Annotated in this window: 15 protein-coding genes and 2 tRNA genes; 9 read left to right on the top strand and 8 right to left on the bottom strand. The window is 46.2% G+C overall.

Annotation, left to right across the window (positions count from 1 at the left end):
- Positions 1-46: 46 nt before the first annotated feature.
- Positions 47-277, bottom strand: coding sequence for a DUF4248 domain-containing protein (locus NBH01_RS07700; protein WP_008760437.1), 231 nt, complete (start codon positions 275-277; stop codon positions 47-49).
- A gap of 194 nt (positions 278-471) precedes the next feature.
- Between NBH01_RS07700 and NBH01_RS07695 the strand changes: the two genes are divergently transcribed.
- The 3 genes from NBH01_RS07695 to NBH01_RS07685 are packed head-to-tail and all read left to right on the top strand — an operon-like array spanning position 472 to position 1,639.
- The gene (locus tag NBH01_RS07695; protein ID WP_074857210.1) at positions 472-975 is read left to right on the top strand and encodes an HU family DNA-binding protein; all 504 of its coding nucleotides are present in this window, start codon (positions 472-474) and stop codon (positions 973-975) included.
- Positions 976-1,035: 60 nt separating this feature from the next.
- Positions 1,036-1,203, top strand: a complete 168-nt coding sequence (locus NBH01_RS07690; protein ID WP_022470308.1) for a hypothetical protein — start codon at positions 1,036-1,038, stop codon at positions 1,201-1,203.
- Positions 1,190-1,639 (top strand): N-acetylmuramoyl-L-alanine amidase, encoded by a 450-nt coding sequence (locus NBH01_RS07685; protein WP_008766752.1) that lies wholly within the window; start codon positions 1,190-1,192, stop codon positions 1,637-1,639. The genes NBH01_RS07690 and NBH01_RS07685 overlap by 14 nt, the downstream gene beginning before the upstream one ends.
- Here the strand turns inward: NBH01_RS07685 and pflA are convergent.
- Positions 1,632-2,357: a pyruvate formate-lyase-activating protein gene (gene pflA / locus NBH01_RS07680; RefSeq protein WP_032813866.1), complete on the bottom strand. Its 726-nt coding sequence runs from the start codon at positions 2,355-2,357 to the stop codon at positions 1,632-1,634. The two genes, NBH01_RS07685 and pflA, sit on opposite strands and share 8 nt — an antisense overlap.
- Before the next feature lie 16 nt (positions 2,358-2,373).
- On the bottom strand, positions 2,374-4,602 hold the full coding sequence (gene pflB, locus NBH01_RS07675) for a formate C-acetyltransferase (protein ID WP_225679833.1): 2,229 nt from the start codon (positions 4,600-4,602) through the stop codon (positions 2,374-2,376).
- A 240-nt stretch (positions 4,603-4,842) separates the two neighbouring features.
- Between pflB and NBH01_RS07670 the strand changes: the two genes are divergently transcribed.
- The 3 genes from NBH01_RS07670 to NBH01_RS07660 all read left to right on the top strand — a co-directional run bounded on the left by NBH01_RS07670 (position 4,843) and on the right by NBH01_RS07660 (position 6,305).
- Positions 4,843-4,927: transfer RNA gene (locus tag NBH01_RS07670), tRNA-Ser, on the top strand.
- Between the two features lie 109 nt (positions 4,928-5,036).
- A tRNA-Ser gene (locus NBH01_RS07665) sits at positions 5,037-5,124 on the top strand.
- A gap of 173 nt (positions 5,125-5,297) precedes the next feature.
- Positions 5,298-6,305: a beta-ketoacyl-ACP synthase III gene (locus tag NBH01_RS07660; RefSeq protein WP_008760442.1), complete on the top strand. Its 1,008-nt coding sequence runs from the start codon at positions 5,298-5,300 to the stop codon at positions 6,303-6,305.
- 50 nt (positions 6,306-6,355) lie between these two features.
- Here NBH01_RS07660 and nuoE read toward each other — a convergent pair whose 3' ends face one another.
- From nuoE to nuoF, 3 genes are read right to left on the bottom strand one after another with little or no spacing between them, the layout of a single operon-like run.
- A complete protein-coding gene (gene nuoE / locus NBH01_RS07655) occupies positions 6,356-6,832 on the bottom strand; it encodes an NADH-quinone oxidoreductase subunit NuoE (RefSeq protein WP_008766748.1) in 477 nt (158 codons plus the stop codon).
- An 18-nt stretch (positions 6,833-6,850) separates the two neighbouring features.
- Positions 6,851-8,617, bottom strand: a complete 1,767-nt coding sequence (locus tag NBH01_RS07650; protein ID WP_225679497.1) for an NADH-dependent [FeFe] hydrogenase, group A6 — start codon at positions 8,615-8,617, stop codon at positions 6,851-6,853.
- 11 nt (positions 8,618-8,628) lie between these two features.
- A complete protein-coding gene (gene nuoF / locus NBH01_RS07645) occupies positions 8,629-10,536 on the bottom strand; it encodes an NADH-quinone oxidoreductase subunit NuoF (protein ID WP_225679499.1) in 1,908 nt (635 codons plus the stop codon).
- Between the two features lie 581 nt (positions 10,537-11,117).
- Between nuoF and NBH01_RS07640 the strand changes: the two genes are divergently transcribed.
- From NBH01_RS07640 to NBH01_RS07625, 3 genes are all read left to right on the top strand, one after another.
- Positions 11,118-13,874, top strand: coding sequence for an endo-acting ulvan lysase-like protein (locus NBH01_RS07640; RefSeq protein ID WP_143919848.1), 2,757 nt, complete (start codon positions 11,118-11,120; stop codon positions 13,872-13,874).
- A 144-nt stretch (positions 13,875-14,018) separates the two neighbouring features.
- Positions 14,019-17,312, top strand: coding sequence for an alginate lyase family protein (locus NBH01_RS26660; RefSeq protein WP_080979771.1), 3,294 nt, complete (start codon positions 14,019-14,021; stop codon positions 17,310-17,312).
- Between the two features lie 210 nt (positions 17,313-17,522).
- Positions 17,523-17,894 (top strand): hypothetical protein, encoded by a 372-nt coding sequence (locus NBH01_RS07625; RefSeq protein ID WP_008766743.1) that lies wholly within the window; start codon positions 17,523-17,525, stop codon positions 17,892-17,894.
- A gap of 105 nt (positions 17,895-17,999) precedes the next feature.
- On the opposite strand, the gene uxuA is transcribed toward NBH01_RS07625, so the two are convergent.
- Both uxuA and NBH01_RS07615 read right to left on the bottom strand, forming a co-directional pair.
- Positions 18,000-19,187, bottom strand: coding sequence for a mannonate dehydratase (gene uxuA / locus NBH01_RS07620; RefSeq protein WP_080974017.1), 1,188 nt, complete (start codon positions 19,185-19,187; stop codon positions 18,000-18,002).
- Between the two features lie 12 nt (positions 19,188-19,199).
- Positions 19,200-20,015: an SDR family oxidoreductase gene (locus NBH01_RS07615; protein WP_225679501.1), complete on the bottom strand. Its 816-nt coding sequence runs from the start codon at positions 20,013-20,015 to the stop codon at positions 19,200-19,202.
- Between the last annotated feature and the right edge of the window lie 86 nt (positions 20,016-20,101).

Genomic DNA, 20,101 nt, shown 5'->3' with positions numbered 1-20,101 from the left:
TTGCGGAAATGTGTAAAGGAACTTTGTGTAAAATGGCAATAAGTTACTACGGTTCGCCCAAAAAGTGTATGATAGTTGCCACTTGTTTCGGCGAAAGGAGACGGTTGCGTGCGCGGTAACCTTCCTGCTCGAGTTCGTGCAGGAGAGGGAGGTTGTAAATAATCCAACGACGAAGTATTTGTAAAGCAACTTTAAGGCAGACATGGGGATTGTAAAGGTGAGCCAATTCCGCTTTGGTATAGGTGCGGATAAGGAAAGAATCTTCTTTGTAATTCATGATGTTTTCTTCTTGTTTTATGCTATAAAGTTACAAAAAAAATCCTTGTTTTTCAAAGGTTTGACTTCGTTTTTATTCGTTGGGAATCAAGAAACTTCGTTGGGGAATATGGCTTGTCCGGATACCCTTATCTTTGTGCTGTTAACAAGAAAGGGATGCATCCTATGTATTATAAACTTTAAAATTATTTTATTATGGCAATGACAGTATCTTATTCAGTGGTGCCGCGCAAGAATCCTGCAAAAAAGAACGAACCGGCAAAGTATTATGCACAGGCGCAGGCGTCGGGAGAGTTGGACTTTGAAGAGTTGTGCGAAGCGATCACCAGTCGTTCTACTTGTACGGAAACGGATGTACGTGCGGCTATTTCGGGTATTCTTTACGAAGTGAAGCGTGCGTTGAAGGCAGGAAGAATTGCGAGACTGGGCGATTTGGGCAGTTTGCAGATAGGACTGAACAGTGAAGGTGCGGCATCGGTCAAGGAATTTTCCGGTTCGATGATTAAGGGGGCGCATCTTATTTTCCGCCCCGGTAAAACGCTGGCGGAGTTGATGAAGATTCTGAGTTACCAGCAAGTGCTGACTCGTGCGGTGGCGCAGGCGGGTGCGGGCGATGACGGGGGAGAAGACCCTGACAAGAACCCCGGTTCCGGTGGTGATGGCTCCGGCGATGAAGAGGCTCCGGACCCTACGGTATAATTGGCAGACGGGTCAAGGTAATAACGAATTAGAATAACTACCACTTAATATTTTGATAAGATGAAAGAAATAGTAAACCGGATTTTAGATGTGATCATGTATCTGATTCCTTTCTTCGGAAAGAGAAAGCGGGACAGGGTGGTGAGAGAAGTGCGTTATCATACTACTTGTAAGGAGGTGTGCAAAGTGAAAACGACGGAAAGGGAAAAGGAACATGAGAAAGATTAGTCTGATTGTGATCCATTGTTCCGCCACCCGTGTCGATTGCGACTTTACGGCAAAGGATGTGGATACGGCTCACCGTTATCGTGGCTTTTCGTGCTGGGGGTATCATTATTATATACGCAAGTCGGGCGAGATTGAGCCGATGCGGGATGAAGATACGGTCGGAGCTCATGCACGTGGCTACAATGCGATCAGCTTAGGTGTATGCTATGAGGGCGGTCTGGATGAGAATGGAAAAGCGGCGGATACGCGTACACCCCGTCAGAAGGAGGCGCTACATCGCTTGGTACACGAATTGTTGCAGCGTTATCCGGAAGCTAAAGTAGTAGGGCATCGGGATTTAAGTCCCGACACCAACTATAATGGGATCGTAGATCCTTGGGAACGGATTAAAGAATGCCCTTGCTTTGAGGTCATTGGAGAATTCTCCATTAATTAACTACCACCGTAGTGAAATACTCTTTGAATACCTCCGCAGCTTTTTCAAGCTGTTCGGGGGTATTTTCTTTTACCCCTTTCATCTTGTATTCCTGTCCCATCGCTTCGTACTTATGTACGCCCAGTGTATGGTAAGGCAGTATTTCCACCCGTTGGATCATCTTGTATTTTCCGAGTGCTTCTCCCAGTGCGCGTATGTCTTCTTCAAAATCGCTGTATCCGGGCACTAGCACATAACGCAGCCAGAAAGGTTTCTCCTGTTCTTCCAGCCAGGCGGCCGTGCGGATGGTTTGCTCGTTGCTTCTTCCGGTGAGCGTCTGATGGCGGTTAGGGTTGAATTCCTTTATATCCAATAACACAAGATCGGTCAGTCTGAATAATTCTTCTACGTCTTCGTTCCAAAGTCCTCCGTTGCTGTCCAGACAGACATGGATGCCTTTTTCTTTCAGTTCGCGGACCAGCGGGACGAGTGCTTTCGCCTGAAACGTCGGTTCGCCTCCAGAGAAAGTGATTCCTCCTCGTTTCCCGAAGAAGGGGCGCTGGCTCATTGCCATGCGGACGATTTCTTCCGGTGGGGTAGGCGTGCCTCCCTTTCCTGCTATCGTATCCGGATTGGCGCAATAGAGGCAGCGGAAGTTGCATCCTTGAAGAAAAACGACGAGCCGTAAGCCCGGCCCGTCGAATGTTCCCATACTTTCGTATGAATGTACGTTTATCATCATATAGAGTAATAGATTACATACGTTCGTGGAAGCTACGGCTGATAACTTCCAGTTGGTGTTCGCGGCTCAGCTTCACGAAGTTTACGGCATAGCCGGAAACGCGGATAGTCAGCTGCGGATAGTTTTCCGGATGCTCCATGGCATCGTACAGCATATCACGGTTCAGTACGTTTACGTTCAGGTGGTGGGCACCTTTGGTGAAGTAACCGTCCATCATCGTTACGAGGTTCTCGATACGGTCTTCGTCCGTAGCACCCAGTGATTTCGGAACGATAGAGAAGGTGTTGCTGATACCGTCCTGTGAGTCACGGTAACGAAGTTTCGCTACAGAACTCAGAGAAGCGATCGCACCATTCTTGTCGCGTCCGTGCATCGGATTGGCACCCGGAGCGAAGGCAACACCTTTGGCACGTCCGTCGGGAGTAGCACCGGTCTTTTTGCCGTACATCACATTGGAAGTGATAGTCAGCAAGGAGAGGGTAGGACGGGCATTCTTGTAAACTGGCAATTTCTTCAATTCTTCGCTGAAGAAGTATACCAGGTCTACGCCAAGGTGGTCTACCTTGTCGTTGTCGTTACCGAAGCAAGGGAATTCTCCTTCGATGTCGAAGCCTTCTGTCAGGCCGATATCGTTGCGGCGGGCAGTTACTTTCGCATATTTGATGGCAGACAGTGAGTCGAGTGCGATGGAAAGTCCGGCAACACCGTAAGCAAGGTTTATGCGCGGGTTCGTATCTACAAGAGCCATCTGGGCCTTCTCGTAGTAATACTTGTCGTGCATATAGTGGATGATGTTCATCGCTTCGTTATATACGCGGGCGATTTCGGTCAGCACTTTCTTGTAGTTGTCCATTACTTCTTCGAACTTCAGCGTGTCGCTGGTCAGTACGGGGATGTTCTTCACCATGATTGTACCGGTATTCTCGCAACGTCCACCGTTGATGGCAAGCAACAGGGCTTTGGCCAGGTTGCAACGGGCACCGAAGAACTGAATCTGCTTGCCTATTTCCTGATATGATACGCAGCAGGCGATTCCGTAGTCGTCGGACTGACGTACTTCGCGCATCAGGTCGTCGTTTTCGTACTGGATAGAAGAAGTGTCGATAGAAACCTTTGCACAGAATTCTTTGAATCCTTCGGGAAGTTCCGGGCTCCAGAGTACGGTCAGGTTCGGTTCCGGTGAAGGGCCGAGGTTGTACAATGTCTGCAGGAAACGGAAGGAGGTCTTTGTCACTTTGGTACGTCCGTCGTTGAGACGTCCGCCCAGAGATTCGGTTACCCAGGTCGGGTCGCCTGCAAAGATGTCGTTGTATGATTGCATACGCAGGTGGCGGACCATACGCAGTTTGATGACAAACTGGTCGATCAGCTCTTGCGCGAACGATTCGGTGATGGTTCCTTTGCTCAGTTCATATTCCAGATAGATATCGAGGAAGGAGGAAACGTTACCCAGTGACATGGCGGCACCGTCTTGTTCTTTGACGGCGGCAAGGTAAGCCATATATACCCACTGTACGGCTTCTTGTGCCGTGTAAGCGGGACGGCTCAGGTCGAGACCGTAGTATTCGCCCATCACTTTCATGTCTTTCAGTGCCTTGATCTGTTCTGCCACTTCTTCGCGCAGACGGATGCGGGCCTCTGTCATCGGACCGGTGAGGTTGTGCAAATCTTCCTTCTTTGCTTCGATCAGACGGTCGATGCCGTAAAGAGCCATACGGCGGTAGTCACCGATGATACGTCCGCGTGCATAATTATCGGGAAGTCCGGTGAGGAATCCCAGCGAACGGAAGGAACGGATTTCTTCCGTATATACGTCGAATACTCCGTCGTTGTGCGTCTTGCGGTAGTGAGTGAAAATATCTTTTACGCGGTCGTCCACTTCCACGCCGTTTTCGTGACAGGCTTTGCTGACTACATTGATACCTCCGAAAGGCTTGATGGCACGTTTCAGAAGTTCGTCTGTCTGCAGGCCGACGATCAGTTCGTTTTCCTTGTCGATATATCCGGCCTTGTGGGAAGTGATGGTTGATACGGTAACATTATCTAATGAGCGGACACCGTTGTTTTCTCTTTCTTCTGCCAACGCTTCGAGGCAGCGGTTCCATACGGCTTTGGTACGTTCTGTAGGTCCTTCGAGGAATGAAGCATCTCCGTAATACGGAGTGATGTTATGACTTACGAAATCTCTGACGTTGATTTCGCTGCTCCAAAGACCGTCTTTAAAGATATTGTTTAATTCCATAAAATGATAAAATTAGAGGTTGTAGTTATCCTATTCTTTAGAGCGCACAAAGTTACAATCATTTTTCATATAATCAGCATAAATATGCTCTATTTTATGCTTTTCAACATAAAATACCTATTAATTGCTATCCTTAGGAAAAGATTAGATTAAATTTTTAGTGAAAACTCTTGCAAGTTTAAAATATCTTCGTACCTTTGCACCGCTTTTAACGAAAAGCACTTCTGACAAGGAAGTTTTGGAGAGGTGGCAGAGTGGTCGATTGCGGCGGTCTTGAAAACCGTTGTACCGCGAGGTACCCGGGGTTCGAATCCCTGTCTCTCCGCTGAAAAGCAGCTTTTGGGCTGCTTTTTTGTTTTTATGGAGGGCGACGCCTCCGATGTCGTGAAACGAAAACGGGAGCGTTTTCTTAGTGTTTATTGAGTTTTTTGAAAGGAGAGATGCTCGAGTGGTTGAAGAGGCACGCCTGGAAAGCGTGTATACGCCAAAAGTGTATCGCGGGTTCGAATCCCGCTCTCTCCGCTGAATCTGAAATTTAGTCAAAACTTCTCGTTCTTTAGCCAAAAGTTCTTTTCATAGGTCAAAGTGTCTGGTATTTCTAGTACTCTTCTCTTGTATATCATTCTCTTTTCTGTATATTTGCGCCCGATATTTTTTTGAGATATCACATATTTGTAATTCTGAAAATAGACTTGATGGATAAAATAAATGCGGTAATTACTGGGGTCGGGGGATATGTGCCCGATTATGTGCTGACTAATGATGAAATTTCTAAAATGGTGGATACCACCGACGAATGGATCATGGGGCGTATCGGCATAAAAGAACGACATATCTTGAATGAAGAGGGGCTTGGAACTTCGTATATGGCCCGTAAGGCCGCCAAGCAGTTGATGCAACGCACAAAGAGTCATCCCGATGATATCGATCTGGTCATTGTCGCCACTACTACTTCGGACTATCGTTTTCCTTCAACGGCATCTATCTTGTGCGAAAGACTGGGACTGAAGAATGCTTTCGCTTTTGATATGCAGGCGGTTTGCAGCGGTTTCCTGTATGCGATGGAAACGGGAGCGAATTTTATCCGTTCGGGGAAATATAAAAAGATTATTATTGTAGGTGCTGATAAGATGTCGTCCGTAATCGATTATACGGACCGTGCCACTTGCCCTATCTTCGGCGACGGTGCGGCCGCTTTTATGCTGGAACCTACTACGGAAGAGGTCGGCATCATGGATTCGGTGCTGAGAACGGATGGTAAAGGGCTGCCTTTCCTGCATATTAAAGCGGGAGGTTCCGTATGTCCTCCTTCCTATTATTCATTGGATCATCATCTGCATTATATTTATCAGGAAGGCCGCACGGTATTCAAGTATGCCGTAGCGAATATGTCGGATTCCTGTGAAGCTATTATCGCCAGAAACCACTTGACTAAGGAGGATATTGATTGGGTGATTCCCCATCAGGCTAACCAGCGTATCATTACCGCTGTGGCGCAACGGCTCGAAGTACCGTCCGAGAAAGTGATGGTCAACATCGAACGTTATGGCAATACCAGTGCCGGTACGCTTCCGCTCTGCATCTGGGATTTTGAGAAAAAACTGAAGAAAGGCGATAATCTGATATTTACCGCATTCGGTGCGGGGTTTGCCTGGGGAGCGGTTTATGTGAAGTGGGGATACGACCCCAAAGAAGATGCGTGACATATCGGGTACCCGATACGTCACATCCTCTTTTGAAGGGCGGGGGAGACTTATTCCAGTTCCTCGATAATCTTCTTTACATCCACCGGTTGCAGTCGTCCGTACACCTTTTCGCCGATCATCACTACCGGAGCCAGTCCGCAGGCGCCTACACAGCGCAGGCAATCCAGCGAATACTTTCCGTCGGGGGTGGTTTCTCCGACTTCGATGCCGAGTACCCGCTTGAACTCTTCCAGCAACTTCTCCGAACCACGTACGTAGCACGCCGTGCCCATGCAGACGGAAATCGGATGCTTTCCTTTGGGAGTCATCGTAAAGAAGGTGTAGAATGTCACAACTCCGTAGACTTTCGACACGGGGATTCTGAGTTTGGAGGCTATGATCCGTTGCATCTCTTCGGGCAGATAGCCGTGCAGATGTTGCGCTTCATGCAAAATATTGATTAATTCGCCCGCATTGTTCCCGTGCTTGTCGCAAATCGTCTTGACTTGTTCCACCACATCGCAGGCTAGTTTGATATCTGACATAATAGTACTTGTTTAAAGTTAATCAATCGATTTGTTGAAATAATGCGTGTGCAAGAGCATTTCCGATTTCTCACCCAGCGGTTTGCCGAGGTATTCTTCATACAGTTTCTGAATATACGGGTTATCGTGAGATTTGCGCAAAGGTTTGTTGGCATCTTCCCGGTAAAGGGCGTTGGCACGGGCGTAGAGAACGTCCGAGTTGCCGTGATGTAACGGTTGCCCGCCACCTCCGATGCAGCCGCCGGGGCATGCCATGATTTCGATGACATGATATTCATTATGTCCGTTTCGTATATCTTCCAGTAAGTGCCTTGCGTTGCCTAGTCCGTGTGCGATGCCTACTTTCAGTTCAAATCCGTTCAGGTTGATGGTGGCGCGCCGGACGCCGCTCAGTCCGCGTACCTGTTCAAAGTTGACATTCTTCAGCGGCTGTCCGGTGTAGATTTCATAAACGGAGCGCAGGGCGGCTTCCATGACACCACCCGTCGTACCGAAGATGACACCGGCGCCGGTCGATTCTCCCATAGGCTTGTCGAACGGGCTGTCCAGCACGAGGGTAAAGCCGATGTTGGCTCGTTTTATCAGGCGTGCCAGTTCGCGGGTGGAGATGGAGTAATCGACGTCGGGGACACCGTTTACTTTGAACTCGTCGCGGTCACATTCATATTTCTTGGCTAGACAGGGCATGATGGAGACAACTACCAGCTTTTCGCGGGAGATTCCCATTTTCTCTGCCCAGTAAGACTTGGCGATAGAGCCGAACATCTGTTGTGGAGAACGGGCGGTAGAAGGGATATCCAGCATATCCGGGAAGTGGTGCTCGAAGAAGTTTACCCAAGCCGGGCAGCAGGAAGTCAGGATCGGAAGCCGGACGGATTTATCTCCGTCCAGATAGCGTGTCAGTCGGTTCAGGATTTCGGAACCTTCTTCCATGATGGTGAGGTCGGCGGCAAAGTCGGTATCGAATACATAGTCGAAACCCAGTTCGCGGAGGGCGTAAACCATTTTTCCGGTTACCAGTGTGCCGGGAGGCAAGCCGAATTCTTCTCCCAGGGCGGCACGTACGGCAGGGGCAGTCTGGACAATTACGATCTTATCGGGGTCGGCCAAATCGTCCAGAAGGCGGTTGGTGTAATCCCGTTCGGTCAGTGCGCCTACCGGACATACGGCTACGCATTGACCGCAGTAGGTACATTCGCTGTCCTTCATCATTCTGTCGAAAGCAGGGGCTATCGTTGTGTTGAATCCGCGGCGGATGGCTCCCAGTGCGCCGACTGTCTGTACATCGTTGCAGACACTTTCGCATCGGTGGCAGAAGATGCACTTGTCCATGTTGCGCACAATGGAGGAGGTCACTTCCCGTTTGCGGGGAGAAAGTTCGCCGCCGTTGAACGGCATTTCACGGATGTTGAAGCGCAGCGCCAGTGTCTGGAGTTCACAGTTGCCGCATTTGGGACAGGTGAGGCAGTCGTTGGGATGATCGGACAGGATCAGCTCGGCTACCACCTTCCGGGCGTTCATCACGCGCAGGGTACTGGTTTTCACTACCATTCCTTCCGTGCAACGGGTAGCGCAGGCGGGAGCCAGATTGCGACGTCCTGCCACTTCGACTACACAGATGCGGCAGGAAGCGGGATTGTTCTTGATACAGGTTCCTTTCAGGTCGATGTGACACAGCGTAGGTATGTTGATGCCGATTTTACAGGCGGCTTCGAGGATCGTGCTTCCTTCGGGTACGGTGATAAAGTGACCGTCTATCTGGAGGGTAATTTGTTTTTCTTCCATAGCAGTAGATTTTAGCAGACAAGAATAGCTTTGAATTTACAGCGTGCCATGCACATGCCGCACTTGATACATTTCTCGGGGTTGATGACATGAGGCTTGCGTACCAAGCCGCTGATGGCATCCGCCGGACAATTCTTGGCACACAGGTGGCAACCGATACAAAGTTCCGGATTAATGGTATAGGTCAGCAGGGACTTGCATTGTTTGGCGCGGCAGGTCTTGTCTCTGACGTGTTCCAGATATTCGTCACGGAAGTTGTCGAGGGTAGACAGTACCGGATTCGGGGACGTCTGTCCCAGTCCGCAGAGTGCCGTGTCCTTTATCACCCGTCCGAGGGTGGCAAGCGTGTCCAGGTCTTTTTCCGTGCCCCGTCCTTCCGTTATCTTGTTCAGCAGTTCCAGCAGGCGCTTGTTGCCAATACGGCATGGGGTACATTTACCGCAGGATTCTTCGACGGTAAAGTCGAGATAGAAACGGGCGACGGATACCATACAGTCATCTTCGTCCATCACGATCATGCCTCCCGATCCCATCATGGAACCGGCTGCCAGCAGGTTGTCGAAGTCGATGGGAGTATCCAGATGTTTCTCCGTCAGACAGCCACCCGACGGGCCGCCTGTCTGTACGGCTTTGAATTTCTTTCCTCCTTTGATGCCTCCGCCGATTTCGTAGATTACTTCCCGCAGGGTAGTTCCCATCGGTACTTCGATCAGTCCGACATTGTTGATCTTTCCGGCAAGAGCGAAGACTTTGGTGCCTTTGGAGCGTTCTGTTCCGATGGAGGCGAACCATTCGGCGCCTTTGGTCAGGATAATGGGAATATTGGCGAGGGTTTCCACATTGTTCACATTGGTCGGTTTGCCCAGATAACCGGATTCGGCGGGGAAAGGAGGTTTCAGGGTCGGCTCTCCCCGTTTTCCTTCCATCGAGTGGATGAGGGCGGTTTCCTCGCCGCAGACGAACGCGCCTGCTCCGTAACGGATCTCTATGTCGAAGCTGAAATCTGTCCCCAGGATGTGGTCTCCCAGTAATCCGTATGCACGGGCTTGCTCAATCGCTTTTTTGAGCCGGTTGATGGCCAGCGGATATTCGGCGCGGATGTAGACCAGTCCTTTGGAGGAACCGATGGAGTAACCGCAGATGCACATCGCTTCTACAATAGAGTGCGGGTCGCCTTCCATAATGGAGCGGTCCATGAAGGCGCCGGGGTCTCCTTCATCGGCGTTGCAGACAACGTACTTTACGTCCGATGCCTGCTTACTGGCAAATTCCCATTTCAAGCCGGTGGGGAAACCGCCACCGCCACGTCCCCGCAGTCCGGAGCGTTTGATGATGTCGATGACGTCGGCAGGCTGTTTGTTGAGAAGACAGTCGGCCAGTGCGAAGTATCCTTCACGGGCGATGTATTCTTCTATATTTTCGGAGTCGATGAATCCGCAGTTGCGCAAGGCGATGCGGAGTTGTTTCCGGTAGAAGTCCATGTGTTTGGAGTCGCTGACGGTTTGCTCGGTCTTCGGGTCTATGTAGAGCAGCCGTCCGATTCTTCGTCCTCCGATGATGTGTTCGCTGATGATTTCTTCCGCATCTTCGGGAGTGACTTGGGTATAGAACGTATTGTCAGGAATGATCTTAACGATGGGGCCCTTTTCGCAGAAGCCGAAGCAGCCTACTGTGATGACGTCTACTTTGTCGGTAATCCCGTTTCTTTCGATGGCTTTTTGAAGATTTTCAGTGATGCCCTGACTGGAAGAGGCTTTACAACCGGTACCTCCGCAAATAAGAATCTGGAGGTGTGTTGTTCCGGACGCCAGCCCGCAACATTTTTCGGAAACCTTTTCATTACTTTCTTCGCGCAATGAAAGATGGTGCTCCGCTCTCTTCCTGATTATTTGCAAATCATGGATAGATAGTATTTTCATAAGTATCAGAATTGTTAGATTTCTGCAAATATAATTCTTTGTTCGGAATTAGCGCTTTGTTTAGGGAAAATAAATATTCTTCTTTGGTGCCGGCTTGCGGAAGTATGGTATGAAATCTTTATTTTTAACACTTTTAATAGACAGTGTTAACTATAATAATAGCATAAAAAAATTATCTTCGCATCGAAAAAGGGCGGATACCCATATGAATCCAACGATAGTTGGGGAGATTCGCAAGAACATTGTGGAGTGGCTTATGGGGACCTGTCGGTACTGTGTCTGAATGGGGAAATGCTCCTTGTATGAGTTTTATATAGCTCGATGGCAAGGATGTACAGCGAGAGGTTCCGGCGGGGACGGGGAAACGTAAGTTGCCTCCCTGAGACAAAGGGAAAAAAGGGGATTGTGATAGCCTGTAAGTGGTATGCTTGCAGGCTATCTTTTTGAGTATACTTGAATGTCCGGAGTATGAAGGCAGTCCGTACCGCTGAAAATAAAAACAGCTTTTCTGATACCAGTTAGGTAAATTATTCCTTATTTTCGTATTAAATACGTAGCAAACGTAAATAAGAAATGGAAGTATGAGACGAATTTTGTTAGGATTATGTGTGCTTTTTTTCCTGAATGCGCACGGGCAGGAGATTCCGTTGCCGGAGAAGATGCCGCAGGATCATCCGAGAGTACTGACTACCCCGGAAGGAAAAAAAGAAACATGGAAGTTGATCAAGAAGGAAGCATGGGCACAAGATGTCTTTAACAAGCTGAAAGAACGGACGGAAGTATATACACGACGTACGGAAAGTCAGCCGGACTGGTTATTATCCCGTTTGGCCATGTACTGGAAGTCGCATGCAACGGAAGTGTACGTGAAAGGTGAGGTGTTCGACCATGCCGGAGGCGAGAAGGCGCCTGCCCCGACGGTTCGCTATACCGGAACACGAGGGACGGCCGCTACGCACGGTCGACCTAAGCTGGAAGATGTAGTACCTTATGACGATAGTGCGGAAGGAAACGTGACTTTCTGCAACAATGCCCTGGAAGGCCGTCCGCTGGAGAGTGTGCATCCGTCCAAGACCGGACGCAATATTGAAAGTCTGAACTGTGAGATTCTGGGAATTGCCCGTGACGCCGCTTTCCTCTATTGGATGACGGGAGAGGAAAAGTATGCCCGACTGGCTGCCGGTGTTTTCGATACTTATATGACGGGAATCTATTACAGAAATGTTCCTGTTGACCTGAATCACGGGCATCAGCAGACACTGGTGGGGCTGACTTCTTTTGAAGTGATCCATGAGGATGCTTTGCATATCGTTGTCCCTTTGTATGACTTCCTCTATCATTATCTGCAATCTAACTATCCGGATAAGATGATGATTTATGCCAGTGCATTGAAGAAATGGGCGGATAATATCATCGCCAACGGAGTCCCCCATAACAACTGGGATTTATTGCAGGCACGATATATCATGAACGTGGGACTGGTGCTGGAAGATAATAAAGAGTATGCGGACGGGAAAGGACGCGAATACTATATTGACTACGTTATGAACCGTTCGAGCATCCGCCAGTGGAGTCTGACCAAGCTGGCCGATTACGGCTTTGACTCCGAAACGGGTATATGGGCGGAATGTCCGGGATACAGCAGTGTAGTCATCAATGACTACGCGAACTTCGCCCATCAGTTTGACCACAATCTGCAATATGACTTGGTAAAGGCAATGCCTGTGCTGGCAAAAGCAGTAGCGACTACTCCGCAGTATCTTTTTCCGAACCGGATGATCTGTGGTTTCGGAGATACGCATCCAAGTTACTTAAGTACGAACTTCTTTATCCGGATGATACAGAATGCGCAGGCAAACGGAAAGAAAGAGCAGGAACGTTACTTCACCGCTTTGCTGAAATGTCTGAATCCGGAGGAAGGCAGCGAAAAAAGTGGCAAGAAGAATGTACGGGCCTCTGTCAACTCCTTCTTTGAGGACAAGCCGTTAGTGTTGGACCCGAAGGTGGAGGCGGGGAAAATCGAGGATTATGTATCTCCTCTGTTCTATGCTCCCAACGTATCGTGGCTGGTACAGCGCAACGGGATGCATCCGCGCAACAGTCTGATGATTTCTCTCAACGCAAGTGAAGGCAATCATATGCACGCGAATGGCATTTCGATGGAGCTTTACGGAAAAGGATATGTGCTGGGACCGGATGCGGGTATCGGACTTTTCTTGTATAGCGGTCTGGACTATGCGGAATATTACTCTCAATTCCCCAGCCATAATACGGTTTGTGTAGATGGCATTTCCAGTTATCCGGTGATGAAAAGTAATCATTCTTTCGATTTGCTTTCCTGTTTTCCGGCTTCGGCGGAACCGGGTAAAGGATTTACTTCCGTCACCTATAGTCAGGTAGCTTTCCGTGAGCCGGAGAGCAGGGCGGATCAGACTCGACTGATGGGCATTGTTACTACCGGTCCGGAGACAGGGTATTATGTGGATGTATTCCGCAGCCGGAAAGAACGGGGAGGCGATAAAATGCACGATTATTTCTACCATAATCTAGGTCAGACAATGACACTAACGGCTGCCGACGGCACGGATTTGAATTTGCAGCCTACTGAAGAGCTAGCTTTCGCAGGTGCCCATCTTTATGCTTATTCCTACTTATATGATAAGAAAGTGGCTGCCACCGATCAGGATGTGAAAGTGACTTTTACCATCGACATGAAGGATAAAGGCGGAGATGACATTTCCATGAATCTCTGGATGAAAGGAGAACCGGAACGGGAAGTGTTCACCGCACTGGCACCGATGACCGAAGGATTGAGCCGGACTCCCCATATGCCTTATAATATAAAGGAGCAGCCTACGCTCACCTTCGTTGCCCGGCAGCATGGAGAAGCATGGAACCGTCCTTTTGTTGCTGTTTATGAACCAAGTACGCAGAAAGAGCCTTCGGCTATTCAATCTGTCTCTTACTTCGATGCGGAAGAGCCCGGTTTGAAAGACTTTGCCGGTATCTGTGTGGAAAGTAAAAACGGGCGTACTGACCATATTTTCTCTTTGACGGATTCGTCGCAGACCGCAACCTATCAGGGAATGAAAGTGAAAGCGGACTATGCCGTAATCAGTAACGAATATGCGGGAAACCGGACGCTGTTTATAGGGAACGGAACGCAACTGATTGCATCCGGTATCAGTATCCAGACTTCGGAGGCTGCTAATGTGCTGCTCGAAAAGAAGCAGGGAAAATGGTATATTCTTTCTTCTGCCCCCTGTAAGATGGTGATTGACGGAAAAGCGGTGCAATCCGGAATAACCACCGAATTGACGTTGTTGGCTGTACAATAAGAATCATTGTTAGATGAATAAACATATCATTGTTTTAATTGAACGATTGTTGTTTTGCGAGTTTTCATAAATATCTTTGATAGAGAATAGGTGAATCGTCTTTATTGTTCGTAATACTATAAAAGAATTTTATTCGGTAATATCATGAAGAAATATTGGTTCTTATTATTAGCTGCATTATTAGGTGGTGCAACTTGTATCTTTGCTAAAGACACGCTTGCAACCTGGAAGGCTCCCGCAGGAGTTGCTTTAAATAGTGATTTTACGGTTAAGGTCCGTTTGCAAGATGGAGTCTGGCATACCTTATCTTCTTATCTGATTAAGGTGGATGAGGTAAGAGATACACGACATTATGTAGAAAATGCTTCGATGGCAATTTTTGATTTTACAGGAAAAGTGGAAGTAGCCGTAACCTATAATTTGGGAGAAGTACAGACGGCAAAAGTCCGTCCTCTCTCGTATGATATCCCATTTCAGATCGATGGTAATACAGTAACTTTTACATTAGAGCATCCTCGAAATTTGTCAGTAGAAGTAAATGGGGATATTTTTCATAATCTTCACTTATTTACAGGATCTCCGGAAAGAACGATTCCGGACAAAGATAATCCGGAAGTAATTTACTTTGGTCCTGGAATACATACAGTAAAAAATGGGGAATTGAGAGTGCCATCTGGTAAGACTGTGTATCTGGCAGGAGGAGCTGTTTTAATGGGGCGTGTCCTAATCGAAAACGTACATGATGTAAAATTGCTAGGAAGAGGAATTATCGATTATTCTATAAAAGGAGGTATTCGTATTGCGAATTCCCGAGATGTCTATGTAGAAGGAATTGTTGCTACTCAATGTGCGACAGGAGGGTCGGAAAATGTTACTATCCGTAATGTCAAAAGTATTAGTTATTATGGGTGGGGAGATGGCATGAATGTTTTTGCGAGCAATAACGTATTATTTGATGGTGTCTTCTGCCGTAACTCAGATGATTGTACAACTGTTTATGGCACTCGTTTGGGATTTGAAGGAGGTTGTCGGAATATAACAATGCAGAATTCCACTCTTTGGGCAGATGTAGCCCATCCTATTTTTATTGGAATTCATGGTAATTCTAAAGCTCCCGAAGTTTTGGAAGATCTGAATTATATTAATATTGATATATTGGATCATAGAGAGAAACAAGTCGATTATCAAGGATGTATGGCTATTAATGCAGGTGATAACAATTTAATACGCAATGTTCATTTTGAGGACATCCGTGTTGAGAATTTCCGTCAGGGGCAACTTGTCAATTTACGTATCTTTTATAATGAAAAATACTGTACTGCTCCCGGAAGAGGAATTGAGAACGTATTGTTTAAGAATATATCCTATACCGGAGAGAATGCGGAACTTTCTATTATTGAAGGATATGATGAAAAACGTAAGGTAAAGAACATACGTTTTGAAAATTTGAAAATAAATGGAAAATTGATTGATGATAATATGCCGGACAAACCTCGGTGGTATAAGACTTCAGATATGGCACGCATATATGTAGGACCTCATGTGGAAAATATTGTTTTTACAAGTGATGTAGCTCAGTCACAACGTCGTTTTGTTCATCCGGGTATTACTTATACGCAAGGTGACCTCGATCGTATGAAAGCAATGGTAGAGGCCAGACAAGAACCTTATTATTCTACCTTTTTGAAATTGAAGGAGTCTTCTTATTCATCACTTGATGCACCTGTGGTGAATCGTGGAGAGCAAATAAAGGAAGGGCGATTTAATGCTACAATCGGGGTGGATGGGCGTCGTGCTCATGATTTAGCTCTTCTTTGGCACTTGACAGGAGAAGAAGCCTATGCACGTAAGGCTGTAGAATATTTGAATGCAAATTCTTATTATACTAATACTAGTAGCCGTGGTACAGGACCGTTGGATAATGGGAAAATTTATTTGTTGATTGATGCGGCTGAAATGATGAGAGATTATTCTGGATGGACACGGCAAGATCAGCAACGTTTCAAAGATATGCTGGTTTATCCGGGGTATAGTAATACGGAAAATTATTCTGCTAAATATGCTAATTATCTGGATGATACAAAAAATGGAGTAACTTTTTATTGGAATATCTATAATTTTGATGCAGCGCGTTTCGGTAATCAAGGATTGTTTGCAGCACGCAGTATGATGGCAATGGCTATCTATCTTGATAATGAGATAATGTATGACCGTGCTTATCGCTATTTACTGGGAATGAAACATCGTAAAGATGATTTGCCATATCCTTCAGGACCGGCTATTTCCAGCGATCAACCCATTCATGTTTCTCCTACTATGATTGATTATAAATTGTTACAACGGAAGAATGATATTCAGGATTATGGTTATGACGAACAGCTTCAATATTATATTTATCCTAATGGTCAGTGTCAGGAATCTAGTCGTGATCAGGGACATGTATTAGCCGGGTTGCACAATTATGTTGCTATTGCAGAAATGGCATGGAATCAGGGGGATTCTTTATATAGTAGTTTGGACAATCGTTTATTGCTCGGGCTAGAATGGAGTTATCGTTATAACCTGTCAAGTATTCAATCTTACAAAAAACAGGAAACACCTTGGGAGCCAACAGGATTAACAAAGGATATGAATGAAGTCACATTTGATAACGGGAAATATCTCCAGATAAAAAGTCGTAGCGGACGTTGGGAGTCTGTGAATATCTCCTCTCATGGACGGGGAGATGTTGCCGGGACAGGAGGAACCAGAGAAATGGCATTGGCACATTATGCGGTGCGTAGTGGATTACCGGCTGAAAAATATACCTGGTTACAGCGTTATCGTGATTATATGATAGAACGTTATGGATGTGAGAATTGGGGAGTAGCCCCGAATTGGTTTTATGAGTGGACTGGTTGGGGGACTTTAACTAAGCGACTGACCCCTTGGATGGCAGGTGATCCGGTTACTTTTTCTACAGGTAAGCGAGTTTCCGGTTTGCATCAATTGCCCAGTACAATTTTGGCTGCTGATTATGATTATTATTGTATATCAGAAAATCCTGAAGGGCATACCTATCATAATATAGGGACAGTACGTGGAAATGAGTATCGTCCGGATGGAGCAGTTGAATTACAGAAAATAGATAATAAATACGTAGTGGTTCAGGTAGAAGACGGCGAGTGGATGAATTATACTGTTAATATCCCTAAAAGTGGAGCTTACGCTGTTTATCTTACTTATTCGGCAAATTCCTCTTCACATGTAGCAATGGCCTCTGATCAGGGATTAGAAATCTCGTCTTCGATCCCTTCTTCTAAAAAGTGGAAAGAAACAAAACTTGGCGAACTTTCACTTTCGGCTGGTGCCTGTGTATTGCGTTTACGTGTTGACAAGGCCGGACAAAAGTTATGTCTCAGTGCTTTCCGATTGGAAAAAGTAGAAAGGGATAGATAAAGTGGTGATATGATATAAGTATGTGTGAAGCATTTTTAGGGAGTAATTAACGTATTACTCAAGTAATTTGTAGGAAAATATAGAAAAAGAACAGAAAAATGATCATTATGATATTATAAATTACTATTTTTGTGCACTCTGTTACAGGATGATATTCTGATCCTGATAATTGAACCGTTGAGCATGTTTTATATTATAAATGATAGATATATGAAATTATTAATTTTTATTTCGTTATTTGGAGGCTTATTGTTAGCCTCTTGTGGTAGCAGTAGTTCACAAAAAAATGCAAGTACACAAGAAGTAAATCCGGCAGACACTATTTATTTAGGTGATTTACGTGAAAAATTTGAAGGAGATAGTATTTTCTTTAAGGTGGTTGCTCCTGACTTGATGCTGATGGATTACCAGTACTTCTGGGCGGCTACAGAGTCTGAAGCTGTGGAGAAAGGACTGACTAAAGAATATTATAAGCGTGTTAAGAAAGAAATTTCAGAAACCAATGAAGCAATTAAAAAAGGTGTAATGAAAGGTGCGGATGTAAAACGTATACCGGATTTCCAAGAAGGACAAAAGAAATAAATCGTTTCAAAGAGAAATTGATTATTGCTATGATAGATAAAAAGAAGGGAGATGTTAAATATGACTTCTCCCTTCTTTTTTGCATCAATGTCTGGTGAAAGAGAATCATAATTTCATCTGACGTTTTATTTCATCATCCACTACCGTCATCATACCCTCTACTTGCGCCAGTGCCAGCATACGTCCATAAAAAGAATAGCCTGGATTATACCCCTTGTCTTCATCTCCCAGCATCATTCTCCCGTGATCAATGCGCATAGGTAATCCCGGATTTTCTTTCTCAAAGATTCGGATAAGGTCAATGATATGTCCTCTTCCTGCCAGGTGAGAACTTTCAATGAAGTTTCCACCCGGCATGGCGGCTGTGCTGCGTAGGTGTATAAAGTGCGTACGTTTAGCAAACTTCTTTGCCAATTCGCGGGTATCATTGTGTTCGCCGGCACTCAAGGAACCTGCACAGAATGTCAGTCCGTTGTGCGGATTGTCTACTGCATTCAGGAACCAGGCTATATCTTCTTCATTGGTGACGATACGAGGAAGACCAAGAACCTGGAATGGAGGATCGTCGGGATGCACGCACATATTCACTCCGTATTCTTCGCAAACCGGCATAATGGCAGAAAGAAAGTGACACATATTTTCTCGCAGGATGTCACGGTTAATATCTTTGTACAAAGTTAACAACCGTTTGAAAAGGACGACCGGTTCTTTGTCTCCTTCTTTGATGTTCCCATTGACAAATCCTTGTGTCTTAACGATAATGGTATCAATCAGATCATCCTTCTCTTTTTCGGTGATCACTTGATCCAGTTCGGAAACTTTATGAAGTTCTTCTTCCGTATAATCCTTTTCAGCCCCTTCCCGTTCCAGTATCTTCATGTCGAAATAGGCGAAACGGATACGGTCATAATACAATGAGCTAGTACCGTCAGGGCAGAGGTACTGCAAGTCTGTACGTATCCAGTCGATGACTGGCATAAAGTTATAGCAAACAGTTTTTATTCCACATTTACCTAGATTGGTAAGGCTTACTTTGTAGTTCTCTATCAACTGTTCACGTTCTGACCCACCATATTTGATCGCTTCGCATACGGGCAAACTTTCTACTACAGACCAGCGCAGTCCGTATGATTCTATATAGGATTTCAGATCATTAATCGCTTCTATTGTCCATATTTCTCCGTTCGGTATGTCGTGCAAAGCTGTAACAATCCCTTCCACACCTATTTGCCGGAGCATTGGCAAGGTAATCTTGTCTTTCTTGCCAAACCATCTCCATGTTTTTTCCATCATAGTTTCTTCTCTTTATACGCCGCTGAATGCACTGAATCCACCGTCGAAAGGCAACATTGCACCGGTTACAAAACTGGCAGCTTCGCTACACAAAAATTGTACGGCACCGTTCAATTCTTTAATATCACCAAAACGGTTCATCGGTGTCTTGGCTAAAACCTTTTTGCTTCTGTCAGTCAGCGAGCCATCCGGATTGATAAGTACGCGACGGTTCTGATCGCCGATAAAGAAACCGGGAGCAATGGCATTTACACGGATGCCGTCACCATATTTCAGAGCCATCTCACTGGCAAGCCATTGTGTAAAGTTAGCTACAGCTGTTTTTGCAGCCGAATACCCCGGCACACGGGTGATGGCACTATAAGCAGCCATAGAAGACACATTGATAATGCAACCTTTTTTCTGCTCTGCCATCACTTTACCAAAGATCATAGACGGATAGACTGTACCGTTCATATTCAGACTGGTCACTTTCTCCCAACAGGAAATGTCCATATCATAGAAGTTCTGATCCGATTCAAGAGTGGCTCCCGGCATGTTGCCTCCGGCAATATTCAACAGAATATCAATCTGTCCCCATTGGGCAACAATCTCTTCCGCTACTTTTTCCAGACTGGCGATGTCCAGCACGTCTCCAATAATACCGATAATATCCTGACCATATTGTTTAAGTTCTGCTACACGGTTGTCCAGTTGTTCCTGACGGATGTCGATAGCTACAACTTTTGCTCCCTGCTGTACAAAGTGCTGGGCGATATTTCCTCCCAACACACCACCTGCTCCGGTAATTACAGCTACCTTACCGGCAATACTAAATAATTCGTTCATGGTTTTATTTATTATTTATATGAATTGATGCAAAAGTAGCTGCTTTTTGAATGTGATGTTGTGCTTATTTTTGCAAGATGTTTGTT

The organism is Bacteroides sp. B1-V-101, assembly GCF_023656585.1.
Taxonomy (GTDB): domain Bacteria; phylum Bacteroidota; class Bacteroidia; order Bacteroidales; family Bacteroidaceae; genus Bacteroides; species Bacteroides thetaiotaomicron.
The sequence above is the reverse complement of the archived record's forward strand: the minus strand, read 5'-3'. Positions and strand labels throughout refer to the sequence as shown.